Below are 16,872 nucleotides of genomic sequence, written 5' to 3'. Positions count from 1 at the left end.
AGTACAAAGGTCCAATGACGTTAGAGTCCGATGTCGAGGTCCGACAGATCGAAGCCGGCTCGGCGCCGACCCGGTTCGCCCGGGGCTGGCATTGTCTTGGGCTGATCCGTGATTTCGGTGACGGTCAACCGCATTCGGTGAGCGCGTTTGGCCAGAAGTTGGTGGTGTTTCGCAGCGGCGACGGGAAGATCAACGTCCTCGACGCCTACTGCCGGCACATGGGCGGCGACCTCAGCCAGGGCACGGTGAAGGGCGACGAGATCGCGTGTCCCTTCCATGACTGGCGGTGGGGCGGTGACGGCCGGTGCAAGCGGGTTCCCTACAGCAAGCGCACACCGCGCCTGGCACGCACCGCGACGTGGACGACGCTCGAGCAGGACGGGATGTTGTTCGTGTGGAACGATCCCGAGGGCAACCCGCCGCCCGATGACGTGACCGTTCCGCGGATCGAGGCTGCCACGAGCAACGAGTGGACCGAGTGGCACTGGTACACGACCGTGGTCAACACGAACTGTCGAGAGATCATCGACAACGTCGTCGACATGGCCCATTTTTTCTATATCCACGGCTCGATGCCGACGCACTTCAAGAACATCTTCGAAGGGCATCTCGCGACGCAGTACATGAACAGCGGCTCCCGTGGCGACATTCCGGATCCGGAGGGTCAGCCGCGATTGCTCGGCACGACCTCGGTGGCCTCCTACTACGGCCCTTCGTTCATGATCGACGACCTGACGTACCACTTCGAAAACGACGATCAGAACACGATTCTGATCAACTGCCACTATCCCATCGATGCCAATTCCTTTGTGCTGCAGTACGGCATCATCGTCAAGAAGTCGGCAAACCTTCCCGAGGATGCGGCGATGCAGGCTGCGATCGCGCTCGGCGACTGGGTCAAGGTCGGCTTCGAGCAGGACGTGCAGATCTGGAAGAACAAGGCCCGCATCGACAATCCGCTGCTGTGCGAGGAGGACGGGCCGGTGTATCAGCTGCGCCGGTGGTACGAGCAGTTCTACGTCGACGTCGCCGACGTGGCGCCGGACATGGTCGACCGCTTCGAATACGAGATCGACGTCACGCGGCCTCGCGAAGCTTGGCAGCAGGAAGTTGAGTCGAATATCGCACGGGCGGCCAACGGGTAAGAGCACCATGGGTATTCGCACCGACAACCGTCTGCAGGACTCACCGCTGGTTCCTGTCGACTGCGGCAACTGCGGTGCCCGCGTTCTGGTCCGCAAGAGCAGCTGGGCGCAGACCAGCGTGCAATGGGACGCCGAGGCGATGGCCAGCTGCCAAGAGTTGCGCGCGGCCGAGGCGCTCAAGTATCACGGCCGTGGCCTGGTCCTCGTCTGCGCGGCGCTACGCGAATCGATCGAGGATGCGGCGCGGCGCGGCTCAGTCCCGATCGTCGATGAGGTCGTCGACTGAGGTGCGCCGGCGACGTGCTGCGAAACCAGCGGTCGGACAGCCTCCGCGAAGGCAAGGACCTGCGCGCCGATGTCGCGGACCGCTTCAGGGCATAGGGGTTGGTACGGCTGGGCTGACACGGACATGACGATGGTGCCGCTCGCGTCGAAAATGGGGGCCGAGATCGTCGCCAGCGGGCATTGAGCCGCGTCGTCGAGTTCGTCGGAGAGGAAGTCGACGACCGTCAGATCGGCGACCGCACCCGCCAGCCGCGTCGAAACAGGGTCGGGTGACGCGCTTCCCGTGTCCAGCGCCTGCATCGCGGTGTACACCCGCAGCAGGGGATCGCTGAGTCGCTCGATGCCGTAGCCTCGTCGACGGATCTCTTTGAGTACCTTCGAAATTCGGGCGCGGAACATATCGTTGACGGGACCCGCGCGGTCCACCCACGCTGTGCGTTCGTCGTCGGGCGCCCACGCCACGAACTCTCGCCCGAACGGAGCGACGAAAGGCAGTCGTAGCCCGGATGCCACGAAGGGGCGCGCACCGCCGGAAGCGACCGAATCGACGACGACGATCGATTCGGCGTCGACCTCGGATATGCAGACCGGCATGTCGATCGACACACACAGGCGGTGCAGCGGTTCGCGCAGCGTCTGCGGCAGTGATGCGGGCAGCCGGGACAGCGCCGCGACGGCGGGTCCCACCGAGTACGTCCCGCTCAGCGGGTCACGTAACGCCCATCTCCTGGCACATAGCGTGAGCAAGATCGCGTGACAGGTCGACCGGCTGATCCGCAGGTCACGGCAGATATCGGCGAGCGACAAGCCGGAGCCGCCGCGCTCGGCCAGCAACTCCACCACGCCGATCACCCGGCTGGTCGGCGGCGAAGGGTCTTGACCGTGCGATCCGGACCCGCCTAGCTTTGGCGTCATATTCTCGGACGATACAACGAATATTCGTCACCTACGAATTCAGGTCGGGAGACACACATGCCGGGTACCGATGTGGTCATCGATGACCTCGTCTCACCTCGTCTCAACGCCACCCAGCGGCAGGTTCTCGACCATGTCGCCGGCTTACGCGTCGACCTCGATCCCGGCGCCCTCATCGGTGAAGCGGTCGAGCGCACCGGCTTGAGTGATTTCGGGCCGGCTGGATTCCGGTCGCGGCTCGACATGTACGCAGCGGCCATCGATTCCGACGCAGGCAACACCAACCTCAACCGGCTGATCCTGCGAAACCGGATCGTGCGGTTGTTGAGCGCCCGCCTGCTACTGGTCGACCTGCTGAGCCGCTACCCAGAGATCCGCGAAATCCAACTAGAGCGGCCGATCATCGTCGTCGGGCTACCGCGGTCGGGCACCACCCACCTGGTCAACCTGATCGCCGCTGACTCGCGGCGTCGCGCGTTGCCGTACTGGGAAAGCCAGGAGCCCTTTCCCCTGCGCGGCGAGGGGCCCGACGTCAACGGGATCGATCCCCGGTACGCCCGTTGCGCGGCCGAGTACGAGACGTCGAAAGCCATGACACCGCTGATGGAAGCGATGCACGACCGCTTTCCCGAAGCCATCGAGGAGGAGATCGAACTCCTGGATCTCGATTTCGCGAGCTATGTGCTGGAATGGCACGCTCGGGTGCCGCGCTGGCGCGACTACTACTACTACGGGCTGGACCAGGACGAGCATTATTCGTTTCTGCGTACGGTGCTCAAGGCGCTGACGTTCCTGCGTGGCCCGCGCCGGTGGGTTCTCAAATCGCCGCAGCACGCCGAACAGCTCGGGCCGCTGATCCGCACCTTCCCCGATGCGACGGTCGCGTTCACCCACCGCGATCCGGTGGCCGTCATCCAGTCGGCGGTGACGATGCTGGCCTACGGCGACCGCCTGCGCCGCACGGCTATCGATCCGGGCGGCCTGGTCGACTACTGGGTCGACCGTATCGAGCGGCTACTCCGTGCGTGCGTGCGCGACCGCGAAGTCATCGGGCCCGACCGCAGCGTCGACATCCGGTTCCACGAACTCAACGGCAACGAAATGAGCATCCTGGAGCGCCTGTACGACCTCAACGGCGAGGGCCTGCCCGCCGAGACCAAGGCATCGCTGCAGAACTATCTCGACGACAATCCGCGCGGCAAGCATGGCCGCATGCGCTATGACCTGAGACGAGACTTCGACCGCTCGCCTGACGAAATCCGTTCCCGCTTCGACTTCTACTTCGAGCGGTTCGATGTGAAGGAGGAGGCGTGACCGGCTACGAACCGATCTACCGCACCCGTCCCGGCGCCGATGCGATCGCGGGGGCCAACGCCCCTGCCGCGGAGCAGGTCTCTGCGGGCGTGTGGATGTCGCCCGGCCTGTCCAACTCCTACCTGCTGACGACAACCGACGGCCGCATCGTCGTCAACACCGGGATGGGATTCGAGGGTCCGGTCCACCGTGCGAACTACGACGCGGTCGACGATTCGCCGATTCGGTACGTCATCCTCACCCAGGGGCACTACGACCATGTCGGCGGTACGGATGTCTTCGCCGAGGGTGGCGCCGATGTTGTCGCCCAGGCGAACTGGGAGACGTGGCGCCGTGACAACGAGCTGTTGGCGCCCTTCCGGGTGGCGAACTCCGCTTTCGCGTTCGCCGACACCGTCGCGTCCGCGGTCGCCAACGCCACGGCACGCACCGGAGCCGCACCGGCCCCGCAGAGCGTTCCCGCTCCCACGATCGTCGTCGATGACGAGCTCCAACTCTCCCTCGGCGAGCGCGACCTCGAGCTGTACGCCACGCCGGGCGGGGAGACGACCGACAGCCTCGTGATCTGGTTACCCGAGGAGGGAGTGTGCCTGTGCGGTAACGTCTTCGGCGCGCTGTTCGGCCATATTCCGAATCTCGTGACGATGCGCGGTGACCGCTATCGCGACGCGTCGACCGTCATCGAGTCGATCGAGAAGGTTCGCGACTTCGACGCCGAGGTACTCCTCACCGGCCACTTCGGACCCATCAACGGCCGCGAGCGGATCCGCGCTGAACTGACCAGACTGCGGGACGCGGTGGCCTACATCCACGACCAGACCGTCGCGGGAATGAACGCCGGCAAGGATGTCCACACGCTGATGCGGGAGATCACCTTGCCGCCGGACTTGGACGTGGGCGAGGGCTACGGAATGGTGCGCTGGAATGTGCGCGCCGTGTGGGAGAACTACGCCGGTTGGTTCCATCACCGCTCCACCACCGAGTTGTATCCCTGTGGGCCGGAGACGATCTCGTCGGACCTTGTCGAGCTGGCAGGCGCGGAGGCGATGGTGCGGCGGGCCCAGGCGTTGCTCACGGCCGATGACCCGCTACGGGCTATCCGTCTCGCCGAGATCGTCACCCAGGCCCAGCCAGACAACGCGGAGGCAAAACAGGTGTTGGTCATCGCCCACGAACGGCTGCTGAAAGCGAGTACCAACTTCTGGGAGGCCGCCTGGCTGCGCAAGCAGATCGCCGAGCTGTCCGCATGAACGGGCTGCGTTTCGACTTCACCGGAAGCGTCGCACTGGTCACCGGCGGCACAAGCGGAATCGGTCATGCCACCGCGACGTTGCTGCGAGACAGTGGCGCGAAGGTGACGGTCACAGGTACGAGGCAGGGGCCCCGGGACTACGACGTCGACCTCTCCGGCATGTCATATCGGCAGCTTTCGCTGACCGATACCGAGGGCATCGGAGCATTCGCCGCATCGATCGCCGAGTTGGACATCCTGATCAACAACGCGGGCGGCAACTTCCCCGGCGGTCTGGACGAAGCGACCGTTGACGGGTACGCGGCGTCGGTCGAACTGAACCTGCTGGCTCCGTTCCGGCTGACCACCGCGTTGCACGATGCACTGAAGAAGTCCGGGGCCGTCGGCGGGGCGAGTGTCGTGATGCTCGCATCGATGGCCGCCATCCGGGCGGTGCCCGTCGTGCCCGGATACGGTTCGGCGAAGGCTGGCGTGCTCTCCCTGACGCGCAACCTGGCGGTGCGATGGGCGGGCGACGGCATCCGCGTCAACGCGGTCGTGCCCGGCGTCGTCGCCACCCGGATGACGGCAGCAATGGATTACGTCCCCGAAGTCAAACAACAACAACTCGACCATATTCCGTTCGGCAGGTTCGCAGAGCCGGCCGAGATCGCCGGCCCGATCCTGTTCCTGTGCAGCGAAAGCGCTTCGTACTGCACCGGTTCGGCGATAGTGATCGACGGCGGCTACAGCGTGGTATAGGAGGCGGCTGCACCATGAAGGCTTCAATCGTCACAGGACCCGGCGAAACACGTGTCGTCGAGGTGCCCACTCCGGTTGCCGGGCCCGACGACGTGCTTGTCGAGATGCGCGCCTGCGGCATCTGCGGTTCCGACCTGTTCTACATCACCGCGGGCGGGTTGCCGCCGCGTCAGGGCAGCATGCCGCTCGGTCACGAACCTGCCGGCGTGGTCGTCGACGTCGGAGGCCGCGTCGCAGGGATCTCCGTCGGCGACCACGTCGTGGTCAATCCGATGGCTGCGCCCGGCGGCGTCATCGGCAACGGTGGTCCGGCGGGCGCGCTCGCGGAATACCTGCTCGTCGAGAACGCCGTGCGCGGTAAGAGCCTCGAGGTCGTTCCCGATCACATTCCCTTCGAAGTGGCCGCCCTCAACGAGCCGATGGCGGTGGCCCGCCATGCCCTCAATCAGGTGTCGCCGGTGCCCGCCGACAAGGTCGTCGTGTTCGGGGCGGGGCCCATCGGACTCGGCGCCACAATCGGATTGAAGTCGCAGGGGGTCAGCCACGTGGTCGTCGTCGATATCCTGTCGGCACGGCTGGACAAGGCGCTCGCCGTCGGCGCCGACGCAGTGATCAACTCCGCCGACGAGGACGTCTCTCAGCGGCTGCTCGCGTTGCACGGCACCGGTGAATCGATCTGGCCGGACAAGGCGGGCACCGACATCTACCTCGATGCGGCCGGCGTTCCCGCGGTCATCGGCACCGCGCTGGCGGCGGCCAAGACCGGCGCGAAACTGGGCGTGGTCGCCGTGCACAAGGAACCCGTCGGCGTCGATCTCATGAACGTCATGAGCAACGAGCTGACCATCGTCGGTTCCATGGGCTATCCGACCGAGATCTTCGACGTGACAAGCGACATCGTGGCGAACTGGGAGAAGTACAAGACGATCGTCAGCCACACATTCTCGTTCGAGGACATCGAAGCGGCGCTACAAGCTGCCTCGACGCCCGGGGTGACCGACAAGGTCGTGGTCACCTTCTAGAGACGCACCGTAATCTCTTCTGGTGACCGAAAACCTCGACGCGCCGGTTGCCGTCGTGACGGGCGCCAGTCGCGGCGCCGGCCGTGGCATCGCCCGGGCATTGCTTGCGTGTGGCTGGCGGGTGTACGCGACGGGACGGACCGTGACCGATGCCGGCGACGGTTCGGTCGCGGTACAGGTCGACCATCGCGACGACGCCGCGACCGCCGCACTGTTCGCCCGGGTGGCCGACGAGTGCGGTGGCCTGGACCTGCTCGTCAACAACGCCGCGGCAGTTCACGATGGGCTGACCGACCCAAAGCCGTTCTGGGAGAAGGACCTCGAGCTCGTCGACATCCTCGATGTCGGGCTGCGTTCGGCGTATGTCGCGTCGTACTACGCCGCTCCGCTGATGGTGGGCCGTGCGCGCGGCCTGATCGCGTTCACGTCCTCGCCGGGTTCGGTCTGCTACATGCACGGCCCAGCGTACGGTGCGCAGAAGGCCGGCATCGACAAGATGGTGGCCGATATGGCGGTCGACTTCCGCGGTACGCCGGTCCGCACCGTGTCGATCTGGATGGGCATCCTGCTGACGGAGAAGATGCGGGCGGCGTTCGACGGACAGCCGGAGGCGTTGGCCGCCATGGCAGAACACGCAGAAACGCCCGAGTTCACCGGTCGAGTGATCGACGCGCTGTACCGCGATCCGGGGTTGGACGAGTTGACCGGACACACGGTGATCGCTGCTGAAGTCGCGCAGCGTTTCGGCATCACCGACGAGGATGGCCGGAAACCGCCGTCGCACCGGGAGATGCTGGGCGCGCCACGGGTGCCGAGCGACGTGGTGGTGCGCTGAGCGTCAGGCGTGCGCGCCGCCGTCGACGCGGATCTCGGTGCCGGTGATGAAGGCGCCGTCGTCGGACGCGACCATGGCGATCACCGACGCCACGGAACTCGGGTCGCCCAAGATCTCGTTCTCGCGGCCGTGCAGCAGCGGTGTCTGCTTGGCCCACAGTCCCAGGTCGTAGCCGTCGGGCATCTTGTCCAGCGTCGCGTTCGCCAAAGCCGTTGCCACACCGCCCGGTTGGATGTTGACTGCGCGTAGACCCTGCTTGGAGTACTCGAGTGCCAGCGAGTGGGTGAAGGCGAGTACCCCGCCCTTGCTCGCCGCGTACGCGGCCATGTAGGGGTGGGCGAACGACGCCGCTGTCGAGGTGAAGTTCACCACGACGCCGCGGCCCGAGTCGAGCAGCGCAGGCAAGGCGCGCCGCGTCATCAGGAAGGTCCCGGTCAGGTTGACTGCGAGCGTCGTGTTCCAGTCGTCGAGAGTGTGCTCGTGGGTGTGCGCGCACCGCTGGATGGCCGCGGCGTTGACCAACACGTCGAGCCCACCCATCTCGGCGACCGCCGCGTCGACGGCCTCGGCCACCGTCCCCTCGTCCGAGACGTCGAGCACCGTCGTCGTCAACCGCTTGCGGGTGCCGGCGTCGTCCGCGGCGGTGGCGGTCGCGGCCAGGCCGTCCGGTGACACGTCACAGGCGACGACCGTTCCGCCCTCGTCGAGTAACCGGGCGACGGTGGCCGCGCCGATACCCGACCCGGCGCCGGTGACAATGATCTGCCTGCCGTTGAAGCGGTCCATGCTGAAAGTCATTCCTACTCAGGCAACTTGGAAAGCGCTGATCGGGGCTTCCGCGGGGTACTCGGCCGGCCCGCCGAGGTCGTAGACCGCATTGAGCGCCCCGATGAACTCCGGATCGTGCAGCGGCTCGTTGGGCACGTCGAGTTTGATGCCCTTCTTGCCTGCGTCGTCGACGAGCATGTCGATGGCCTTGTCGATGGTCAGGTCGTCGCTGCCGTCCATGTTCTTCTTCAGCTCGTCGTAGTCCGCGAACACCTCGGCCGACCAGTGCACGAGGAACCGCAGCTCGTCGGTGTGGTGGCGGGCGATCACATCGTTGCCGTTCTTCAGCAGCCAAGCGTTCTTGTCGGCCGGGTCGCCGGAAAACACCGTGTCGAACGCGAGGCCGGCGGGGGTCTGCTGGTCGAGCGGTCCGTTGGCTTCGCCGCGGTGCACCATCATCTCGTTCTGCACCAGCACACCGCGGTTGTACACCGGCGGCACTAGACGTTGCGGCGGCTTGAGTGGACCGTCAGGCCAGTAGGTGAAACCGCTGCTTTCGTCGTGGGAGAACCACGTGATGACCTGAGCCATCTTGATCAGGTAGTCGCGAAACAGACCGGACTTGCCCATGACGCTGGTCAGCCAGGTCGGTGCGTTCTCGTGACGCACACCCCTGAAGCTGGGGGAGTCGAGGTGGCCGGGATCGCGGTTGGCGCATGGCCCGTTGATGTTGAACAACATCATCTCCGGCTTGGCGTACTCGGCGTTCCAGTAACTCTTCGCGTAGGCCACGAACCGCTGGTTGTAGAAGCAGTCGTGCAGTTCGGGGTACAGCACGGTGCCGTAATTGGCCAGATAGCCACGGAACGTCGGCGTGAGGAACAGGTCGAGTGACGGTTCGAAGCCCTCGGGGAACATGCCGCTCATCGTGGCCATCAGTTCCTCGGCCGACGCGAAGTGCTGAGCGATGATCAGCCGCCACGGCCCCTCGGTGCGAACCACGTCCAGGAGGCGTTCGCGCTGATCGTCGGTGTAGACATTGTCGATCTCACGCGGCGGTGAGGCCGGCCGCAGAACGTCGGAAAGCTCCATGCGCTGCTGTTCGGTAAGCATGGCTCGATTGTGGTGCGGCGACGGGCCTTCGGGTCGCCACGTGTCCAGTGATCGGGACACCGGTTACTGGCGTCAGAACGGCAGCGGGTTCGCGAACTTCGCACGCATCAGCGCGCCGATCTCGGCCACCGCCAAGCGGCCCCGTGCGGTGGCGTCAGACCGCATCAGGAAGCCGTGATACATACCGGGATAACGGGTCACGGTGGTCTGCACCCCAGCGTCCTGCAGTCGCTGGGCGTAGCGCTCGCCCCAGTCGCGAATGGGGTCGGCCGCCGCGGTCACCACGATGGCCTGCGGCAGCCCGGACAGGTTGGCCGCACGTGCGGGTACGGCATACGGATGCTCCGGACCGTCGGCCAATTCGTGCATGTACTCGATGTCGACGAGGCTGAGCAGCGGGGCGTCCGGCAAGGCCTTGACCGACGGCACCGTCAGATCCTTGTCGAGGCCCGGGTACATCAGCACCTGGGCGAACAGGTCAGGGCCGCCGCGGTCTCGCGCGGCCAAGGCGACGGCCGCGGCCAGGCCGCCGCCCGCGCTGTCGCCGGCCACCGCCAATCGGCTTGTGTCGACACCGAGGTCGGCGGCGTGGGCCGCAACCCATGACGTCCCGAGATAGGCGTCGTCGAACTGGGCCGGGGGAGGGCACTCCGGCGCGAGGTGGTACCCGACGGAAATCACGGTGGCGCCGGACTTGTCGGCGAGGTTGCGCGCCAACGGTTCGAATGATTGGTTCGAGCCGAGCACCATGCCGCCCCCGTGGAAGTAGACCATTGCCGGCGCCGCCAGATCCAGGGACGGCCGATAGATCCGCAGCGGAATGTCCCCGGCTGGCCCGTCGATGACGCGGTCCTCCACGTCCGCCATCGACGGCATCTCCGGCAGCGCCGCTGATTCCAGCGCGTCGCGGACCGCGGCGAGTCCGCGTTCACGCATCGGTGGCACGACACCGAGCTCCGCGATACGCGTGGCGGCGTCCGGATCCAGCAGTGGCGCACCCACTTCCGATGTCGTCATTGGTGTGCGGGATCGAAGCGACGCTTGGTGCGCAGCACGGGCGGACGGCGGTTGGCCAGGATGTCGGCGCGCTCGGCCATCGCATTGCCGACGTACTCGGGCTGGGTCAGCAGATAGAAGTCGCCTGCGGCCGCCTGTTCGAACACCACCCGCGCCGCCTCGATCGGGTCCATCGCGCCAGCCTTGATGTCCAGCATCGCCGATCGCTGCGCCTCCGCCGCCCCAACATCACCGCCGTCGACCCCGCCGGCCGCTTCGAAGATGTTCGACTTCACCGCCCCGGGCAGCACCGCCTGGACATGGATCCGGTTGGCGTGGCCGGCCGATTCGACTTCCAGGCGTAGGCATTCGGTGAGTGCGAGCACCGCGTGCTTGCTCATGATGTACGGCGCCTGCAACGGCACGGCCGCGACACCACCGATCGATGACAGGTTCCACACCCACGACGGTGTGTCGGCGGCGAGCATGTGCGGCAGGAACGCCCGTACGCCGTAGAACACACCGCTGATGTTGATCGCCACCAGCCGATCCCAGTTGGCGACGGACGTGTCCCACAGGTAGCCGAACTGCTCAACCCCGGCGTTGTTGACCAACAGCCGCACCGGCCCGATTTCGGAGTACACCTGGGCCGCAAGTCTTTCCAGAGCGTCGGCGTCGCGCACGTCGCACACCATGTCGACGGAGCCCGGGAGTTCATCGCGGAGGGTGGCGGCGGCCTGCCCATCGACGTCGACCAGCACCACCGTCATCCCCAGCGCGGCGGCATGGCGCGCCAGACCGGCGCCGATTCCGTTGCCGGCGCCGGTGATGACCGCGACGCCGCCGGAGAACGTCTCGCGAGCGGTCACTGAACTAGCCGCCGGAGGCTGTGGCTTCGGCGGCGAGTTCGGCCAGTGGCACAGAGTCGGTGGTGTCGAGAACCATCTCCATTTCAGTGAACTCGAGTCCGTCGGCACCGCGGCGCACTGCGACATTGGCGATCCCGCTGGACACGGCGAACGGTACGAAGTTGGCGATCTGGTTGACGAAGATATAAAAACGGACGAGAGCGGCGTCCCCTTTAACGCCCGTGCGGTGCAGGTTGGTGGCGTGGTGGCGCAGCGGGTAGGGGCTCTGCTTGCGGTGTTCGGTGAGCCAGTCCATCACGGCGTCGCGGCCGTGCAGCTCCGGTGACATCAGGTCCTCGAAGGGGCTCGCGCCGGAATCGCTGCGGGTGATGAACCGTATGTCCTCGGCCTTCGCCGCGGCCATCTCGTCGTAGTTCGCCTCGTCGTAGGCGTACCAGTAGGCCGCGATGAACTCCTGCAGTTCGGACAGCGTGATGTCGTTGCTCATGGCGGGAAGTCAACCCCGATGTCGTCGGGCCGACACCTGTGGTGTCCGGTCAGCGGAACGTCGCCGCCCACTCGCAGCGCTGTCGGCAAGCTCCCGAGCAGCCTCTCATGGAACTTTTCAGAAATACGTCGCGAACTTCTTAAAGTTCGCACATATGTTCGAGTCATGAGTGCGGAAGCGGTGCAGGCCACGGTTGCCTCGCTTCGGGCCGCCTACGACGAACTGGCGGCGTTGCCCATCGAGGCGCTCACCGAGTCCGACCTGATCGGCGCGCTTGACGACCTTGAAACCCTCGCGTGTCAGCTGCCGGCTCAGAGCCATCGCATGTTGGCGCGCTTGCAAGCCGAGACCACCGCCAGGGAAATGGGCGCCAAGTCCTGGCGCGACGTGCTGGCGACGCGGTGGCGCATCTCGACCAGTGAGGCCGGCCGCCGACTCGACGAGGCCGCCACGTTGGGTCCGCGTCGCACGCTGACCGGTGAACCGCTCGAACCCGAGTTGCCCTGCACCGCGCTGGCCCAGGCTCACGGGTCGATCAATCGCGAGCATGTCAAGGTCGTGCGCGAGGCTATGGAGCGCATCCCGGCCGGCGTCGACGCCCGCACCCGCGCGCAAATCGAAGTCGATCTGGTGCGCACCGCGATCGGCGTGGGGCCAAAGGAACTGAAGGACAATGCCGAGCGCATCCTGTTCCTGCTCGACCAGGACGGTCCCGAACCCGACGAGCGCGAACGCGCGCGGCGTCGTGGCGTGTGGAAAGGACCCCAGGGGTCCGACAAGATGATCCCGTTCAGAGGCAATCTGACTCCGGAAGCCTGGGCGATATACGAGGCGATCTTCGCGAAGTGGGCGGCGCCGGGCATGTGCAACCCCGAGGACGAGCACCCCTGCGTTTCGGGTACGCCGTCGCAGGCCCAGATCGACAACGACCACCGCAGCCTGGCGCAGCGCCAGCACGACGCGCTGGTGGCGGTCGGCCGCAGCGTGCTGGAAAGCGGTGAGTTGGGTCAGCACAACGGGTTACCAGCCTCGATCATCGTCCGCACCACACTGCAGGAATTGGAGAGCCGGGCAGGAGTTGGCGTCACCGGTGGAGGCACCGTCATCCCAATCGCCGACGTCATCCGCATGGCCGCCCACGCGAACCACTACTTGGCGGTGTTCGACAAGGCCACCGGATCGGCCCTGGACTTGTTTCGTGCCCGCCGTGTGGCCTCGCCGGCTCAGCGGATCGTGCTCATCGCCCGCGACGGCGGCTGCACGAAGCCGGGCTGCACCGTGCCCGCCTACGGTTGCCAAGCACATCACGCGGATCGCGACTGGGCCGACGACGGACAAACAAACGTCGATGAACTCGGTTTGGCGTGTGGGCCCGATAACCGCATGGTCGGCCCAGGCGGCTGGCAAACACGGATCAACGAAGACAACGATGTCGAGTGGATCCCGCCCCCACAGCTCGACACAGGGCAAGCCCGCGTCAACGAATACCATCGCCCCGAGCGTCTCCACCGACTGCCCGACGGCGAAACCGAGGAAGTCGTCGACGGACCGGCCCCGAACGGGGACAACGAAAGTCGAGCGGGACCGAAACCCGACGCCGCGTGACAACGCAGCGACCGGTCTAGACACCTGCTTGGGGCTCATGTACTGGCTGTGACGAGCGCGCGTCCCGGCCGACGTTGATCCGCCGTAGCGCTAACCGGTGACCAAGCTCCACAGTCCGGCTGCGCCCGCCGCCAGAGCTGCGTCGGTCACCCGCTGGTCCCAGTACCGGACGGAGCCGAACTCCGAGCGCCACGCCAGCGCCGCCCGGGTGAATTCGTGCAGTCGGTGCTCCTGTGTGGTGCCGATGGCGCCGTGCACCTGGTGCGCGTTGCGCACCACCACTTCCGCGGCATGTCCGGCGCACGACCGGGCCGCCGCGACGCGGAATTCGAGGCTCTCGCCGGACCAGTCCGTGTTCACGGCCGTCGTCAGTGCGGCCTCGGTCGCCGCGCGGGCAAGTGCGGCCTCGGCGGCAAGGTCGGCGATCAGATGCTGCACGGCTTGGAAGCGGGACAACGGGCGACCAAACTGAACACGTGACGTCGCATGCTCGATTGCCAGCTGGACGATCCGATCGAGCGCCGCGCACACCTGAATTGAGCGCACGAGTGCGGACTTCAGTCGCAATTGAGTGACGAGTGCCGTGGGAACCGATATCCCGTCGAGGGCCGAGACGTCGGTGGACACCGTGTCCCGCGGCTCACCGATCGTATTGAGACCCGGTGTGACGATGAGGCTTTCGGCGTCGACATCTGAGGCGCGGTGCTCGCCACCGTCCTTCCACACCACCACGACCCGCTCGGCGCCCGTTGCCCACGGAACACCGCGCGCGGTCCCGCGCGAGTCCAGCAGGCACACCGTGCGCACCGCCCCGCTGCTGGGCAGCCCGATCGCATCCAACAGCCAGCAGGCCAGCAAGTCGTGTTCGGCCAACGGAATTCGCACGCCGCGACGAACTGCGGCGCTCAGCAGTTCAGCGGCTTCGTACCAGCCGGCGCCACTTCCGCCGACATCCTCGCGACCCGTGAGCCGCACCAGGCCGAGCTTGTCGAGTTGCTGCCACAGCGCCGGATCGCCGCGATGTTCGGCGAAGACAGCATCCATCATCTCGACCAAAGCCGGGTCGACGCCGGTAAACGGGATCTCGGTCAACGTAGGCCCAATCCTCGCGCGATCACCCCGCGCAGCACCTCGTTGGTTCCGCCGCGCAACGTGAAACCCGGACGCTGATCCGCCGCAGCCGAAACCAGTTCCGTGAACGTCGGATCGATGTCGCCGTCGTCGAGTTGGCCGGCGAATTCCGCGATATCGCCCTCGGTGGTGGTGCCGAGGACCTTGACGACGGCCGCGGGCACATCGGCCGGGGCGTGTCGCTCCAGCGCACCCGCCACCGCGGTCGACATCTGGTGCAGGCCGGTGATGCGCGCCACCAGTCGCCCGAGGTCGGCGTCAGGCGAGATCCGCTGAGACGCCATGTGCTCAGCGCACGATGCGAGCAGAACGAACGTCGACAGAAACCGCTCGGGCCCGCTGCGCTCGAAGGCCAACTCCGAGGTCACCTGTTGCCAGCCGCCGCCGATTGCACCGAATACCATCGCGTCGGGCACGAACGCGGCGTCGAGGACCACCTCGTTGAAGTGATGCGCGCCGTTCATCGAGACGATGGGCCGGATCTCCACACCGGGGCCGCGCAGATCGACGATGAACTGGCTCAGCCCGGCATGCCGATTGCCGGGATCCACCGGTGCGGTCCGCGCCAGCGCGATGAACGCGTGTGCGTGGTGGGCGCCGGACGTCCAGACCTTTGTGCCGGTCAGTTCCCAACCGCCTTCGACGCGAAGGGCTTTCGTCCGCACGCTCGCCAGGTCAGAGCCGGAATCGGGTTCGCTCATCCCGATGCCGAAGTAACATTCGCCGCGCACGATCTTCGGCAGAAACTCCGACTTCTGGTGTTCGGTGCCGTACTTCAACAGCGACGGCACGATCTGCCGGTCGGCGATCCAATGCGCGGCCACCGGCGCGCCGGCCGCGAGCAGTTCCTCGGTCACCACGAAGCGTTCGATGAACGACCGCCCGTGGCCGCCGTACTCGACCGGCACCGTCATACCCAGCCAGCCCTTGGCGGCGAGCGCAGCCGTGAACTTCTCGTCCCACCCGGTCAGCCAGGCATCGACCGCGGGCGTGAACGTCCCCGAAGCGCGCTGTTCGGCCAGGAAGGCGCGGACCTCGGCGCGTAAGGACTCCGTGGTCGTCGGATCGACGGTCGCCGGCGGCACCAGCCGAGGCAGCGACACCTGTGACGTCACCGGCCCCCCTTTATCCCTGCTTCACTGGTGGCTCCGCCACCGCCTGATCCTCTGTCCGTGCTTGGGTCGCAGTGAGCCAATGGTTGCGTGGCCGCGGCCATGGTCAGCGTCGAATCCAGCGAGCCCACCGGTGATTCTCGCAGCAGGAGCTTCTCTTTCTCGTTCAGGGGACGATACTGGCGCGGATGTCGCGCTTGCCCTCGGCAGCGGCGAATGCCGCGTTGATGTCCTCGAGCGGGTAGTGCGCTGCCGCAAGGTGTTCCAACGGCAGCCTGTCCTGGTGGTGCTCCAGGAAGGTGAGCGCTCGCGACAGCACCGGCGGGTCGTAGAGTGAGACACCGATCATCGTCTTGTTGGCGAACACGAACCGGGACGGATCGAATTCGAACGTCTTGCCGACGTTTATGTTGCCGATCTCCAGGTAGCGGCCGAACTGGCCGAGCATCTTGAGCCCCTCGTCGATGGCCGACGGCTGGCCGACCACCTCGACGACCACGTCGGCGCCGTGGCCGTCCGTCAGCCTTCGGACGGTCTTCACCCGGTCCTTGACGGTGGCGGCCTCGTTCATGTCGATCACCGCGTCGGCGCCGAGCGCCGTCGCTAGTTCCAGGCGCTCGGCCACCCCGTCGATCGCGATGACCCGGCTTGCCCCGCGCGCCTTCGCCACGGCGACGGCGTACAGGCCGAGCGCGCCGGCGCCCTGCACCACGACGACCTCGCCGAGTTGCTGGTCGACCCGCTCGAGGCCGTACATCACCTGGGAGAGAGCACAATTGGCGCTGGATGCGAGGTCGTCGGACACGGTGCCGGGAACGGTGTAGACCACCGCGCCGCCGGGTAGCAGGAAATAGTCGCCGTAGCCGCCCACGAAGTATGGTGGTTCGTCGGCGCGGCCCAGCATCGCCATCGTGAGGTTCAGGCACGCGTTACGCCGGCCCATCAGGCAGTTTCGGCAGCGGTGACACGAGAAGAAATAGGGGAACACGACTCGGGTGCCGGCTCCCAGTGGCGCACCGTTGGAGTCCGCGATGACGCCGTCGCCGAGGGCCTCGACCACGCCCACCATCTCGTGTCCCAGCACGGTGGGAAGTTGACCGCCGAGTCCGCGCGTCGCGAACGTGCCGTGCCAGGCATGGAGATCGGATCCGCAGATGTTGGTGCGGGTGACCCTGATCAGGATCTCTCCGGGCCCGACCTCGGGCAGGCCGACGGTCTCGATCTCGAACGGCTTTCCGGGCGCGTCGAACCGCGCGATACGTCCTTCGAACACGGCAGGGTC

General features: G+C 66.4%; 17 protein-coding genes. 8 read left to right on the top strand and 9 right to left on the bottom strand.

The window, feature by feature from the left end:
- Positions 1–14 precede the first annotated feature (14 nt).
- Together AU188_RS05550 and AU188_RS25680 are read left to right on the top strand one after the other, a co-directional pair.
- Positions 15–1,145, top strand: a complete 1,131-nt coding sequence (locus AU188_RS05550) for a 3-ketosteroid-9-alpha-monooxygenase, oxygenase component (RefSeq protein WP_059162732.1) — start codon at positions 15–17, stop codon at positions 1,143–1,145.
- 7 nt (positions 1,146–1,152) lie between these two features.
- On the top strand, positions 1,153–1,431 hold the full coding sequence (locus AU188_RS25680) for a ferredoxin (protein ID WP_082686502.1): 279 nt from the start codon (positions 1,153–1,155) through the stop codon (positions 1,429–1,431).
- Here AU188_RS25680 and AU188_RS24850 read toward each other — a convergent pair.
- The gene (locus AU188_RS24850; RefSeq protein ID WP_082686501.1) at positions 1,329–2,345 is read right to left on the bottom strand and encodes an IclR family transcriptional regulator; all 1,017 of its coding nucleotides are present in this window, start codon (positions 2,343–2,345) and stop codon (positions 1,329–1,331) included. The genes AU188_RS25680 and AU188_RS24850 overlap by 103 nt on opposite strands.
- Before the next feature lie 57 nt (positions 2,346–2,402).
- Between AU188_RS24850 and AU188_RS05540 the strand changes: the two genes are divergently transcribed.
- The 5 genes from AU188_RS05540 to AU188_RS05520 are packed head-to-tail and all read left to right on the top strand — an operon-like array spanning position 2,403 to position 7,509.
- On the top strand, positions 2,403–3,659 hold the full coding sequence (locus AU188_RS05540) for a sulfotransferase family protein (protein WP_059162731.1): 1,257 nt from the start codon (positions 2,403–2,405) through the stop codon (positions 3,657–3,659).
- Complete coding sequence (locus tag AU188_RS05535; RefSeq protein WP_059162730.1) at positions 3,656–4,909, top strand: MBL fold metallo-hydrolase; 1,254 nt, start codon at positions 3,656–3,658, stop codon at positions 4,907–4,909. Before AU188_RS05540 ends, AU188_RS05535 begins: the two co-directional genes overlap by 4 nt.
- A complete protein-coding gene (locus tag AU188_RS05530) occupies positions 4,906–5,652 on the top strand; it encodes an SDR family NAD(P)-dependent oxidoreductase (RefSeq protein ID WP_059162729.1) in 747 nt (248 codons plus the stop codon). Before AU188_RS05535 ends, AU188_RS05530 begins: the two co-directional genes overlap by 4 nt.
- Before the next feature lie 14 nt (positions 5,653–5,666).
- Positions 5,667–6,674, top strand: coding sequence for a zinc-dependent alcohol dehydrogenase (locus AU188_RS05525; RefSeq protein ID WP_059162728.1), 1,008 nt, complete (start codon positions 5,667–5,669; stop codon positions 6,672–6,674).
- Between the two features lie 22 nt (positions 6,675–6,696).
- The gene (locus AU188_RS05520) at positions 6,697–7,509 is read left to right on the top strand and encodes an SDR family NAD(P)-dependent oxidoreductase (protein WP_059162727.1); all 813 of its coding nucleotides are present in this window, start codon (positions 6,697–6,699) and stop codon (positions 7,507–7,509) included.
- 3 nt (positions 7,510–7,512) lie between these two features.
- On the opposite strand, the gene AU188_RS05515 is transcribed toward AU188_RS05520, so the two are convergent.
- The 5 genes from AU188_RS05515 to AU188_RS05495 form a co-directional block, all read right to left on the bottom strand.
- Complete coding sequence (locus AU188_RS05515; RefSeq protein ID WP_059162793.1) at positions 7,513–8,295, bottom strand: SDR family NAD(P)-dependent oxidoreductase; 783 nt, start codon at positions 8,293–8,295, stop codon at positions 7,513–7,515.
- A gap of 18 nt (positions 8,296–8,313) precedes the next feature.
- Entirely contained in the window at positions 8,314–9,390 is a 1,077-nt protein-coding gene (locus AU188_RS05510) for a hypothetical protein (RefSeq protein ID WP_059162726.1), read from the bottom strand.
- A gap of 72 nt (positions 9,391–9,462) precedes the next feature.
- On the bottom strand, positions 9,463–10,407 hold the full coding sequence (locus AU188_RS05505) for an alpha/beta hydrolase (protein WP_059162725.1): 945 nt from the start codon (positions 10,405–10,407) through the stop codon (positions 9,463–9,465).
- On the bottom strand, positions 10,404–11,255 hold the full coding sequence (locus tag AU188_RS05500; RefSeq protein WP_059162724.1) for an SDR family oxidoreductase: 852 nt from the start codon (positions 11,253–11,255) through the stop codon (positions 10,404–10,406). The genes AU188_RS05505 and AU188_RS05500 overlap by 4 nt, the downstream gene beginning before the upstream one ends.
- Before the next feature lie 4 nt (positions 11,256–11,259).
- Positions 11,260–11,742 carry a nuclear transport factor 2 family protein gene (locus AU188_RS05495; RefSeq protein WP_059162723.1) on the bottom strand — a complete coding sequence of 161 codons (483 nt, stop codon included), beginning with the start codon at positions 11,740–11,742 and terminating at the stop codon, positions 11,260–11,262.
- Positions 11,743–11,907: 165 nt separating this feature from the next.
- On the opposite strand from AU188_RS05495, the gene AU188_RS05490 reads away from it, so the two are divergent.
- Positions 11,908–13,347 carry an HNH endonuclease signature motif containing protein gene (locus AU188_RS05490; protein WP_082686500.1) on the top strand — a complete coding sequence of 480 codons (1,440 nt, stop codon included), beginning with the start codon at positions 11,908–11,910 and terminating at the stop codon, positions 13,345–13,347.
- 90 nt (positions 13,348–13,437) lie between these two features.
- Here the strand turns inward: AU188_RS05490 and AU188_RS05485 are convergent, their stop codons facing one another.
- The 3 genes from AU188_RS05485 to AU188_RS05475 form a co-directional block, all read right to left on the bottom strand.
- On the bottom strand, positions 13,438–14,394 hold the full coding sequence (locus AU188_RS05485; protein ID WP_059162792.1) for an acyl-CoA dehydrogenase family protein: 957 nt from the start codon (positions 14,392–14,394) through the stop codon (positions 13,438–13,440).
- 41 nt (positions 14,395–14,435) lie between these two features.
- A complete protein-coding gene (locus tag AU188_RS05480; protein WP_059162791.1) occupies positions 14,436–15,581 on the bottom strand; it encodes an acyl-CoA dehydrogenase family protein in 1,146 nt (381 codons plus the stop codon).
- A gap of 175 nt (positions 15,582–15,756) precedes the next feature.
- Positions 15,757–16,863 carry a zinc-binding dehydrogenase gene (locus AU188_RS05475; RefSeq protein ID WP_059162722.1) on the bottom strand — a complete coding sequence of 369 codons (1,107 nt, stop codon included), beginning with the start codon at positions 16,861–16,863 and terminating at the stop codon, positions 15,757–15,759.
- Positions 16,864–16,872: the final 9 nt, after the last annotated feature.

This window comes from Mycobacterium sp. IS-3022, assembly GCF_001500065.1.
In the GTDB taxonomy this organism is placed as follows: Bacteria; Actinomycetota; Actinomycetes; order Mycobacteriales; family Mycobacteriaceae; genus Mycobacterium.
Note: the sequence above shows the minus strand (reverse complement) of the source record. Positions and strands in the feature narration are given on the sequence as shown.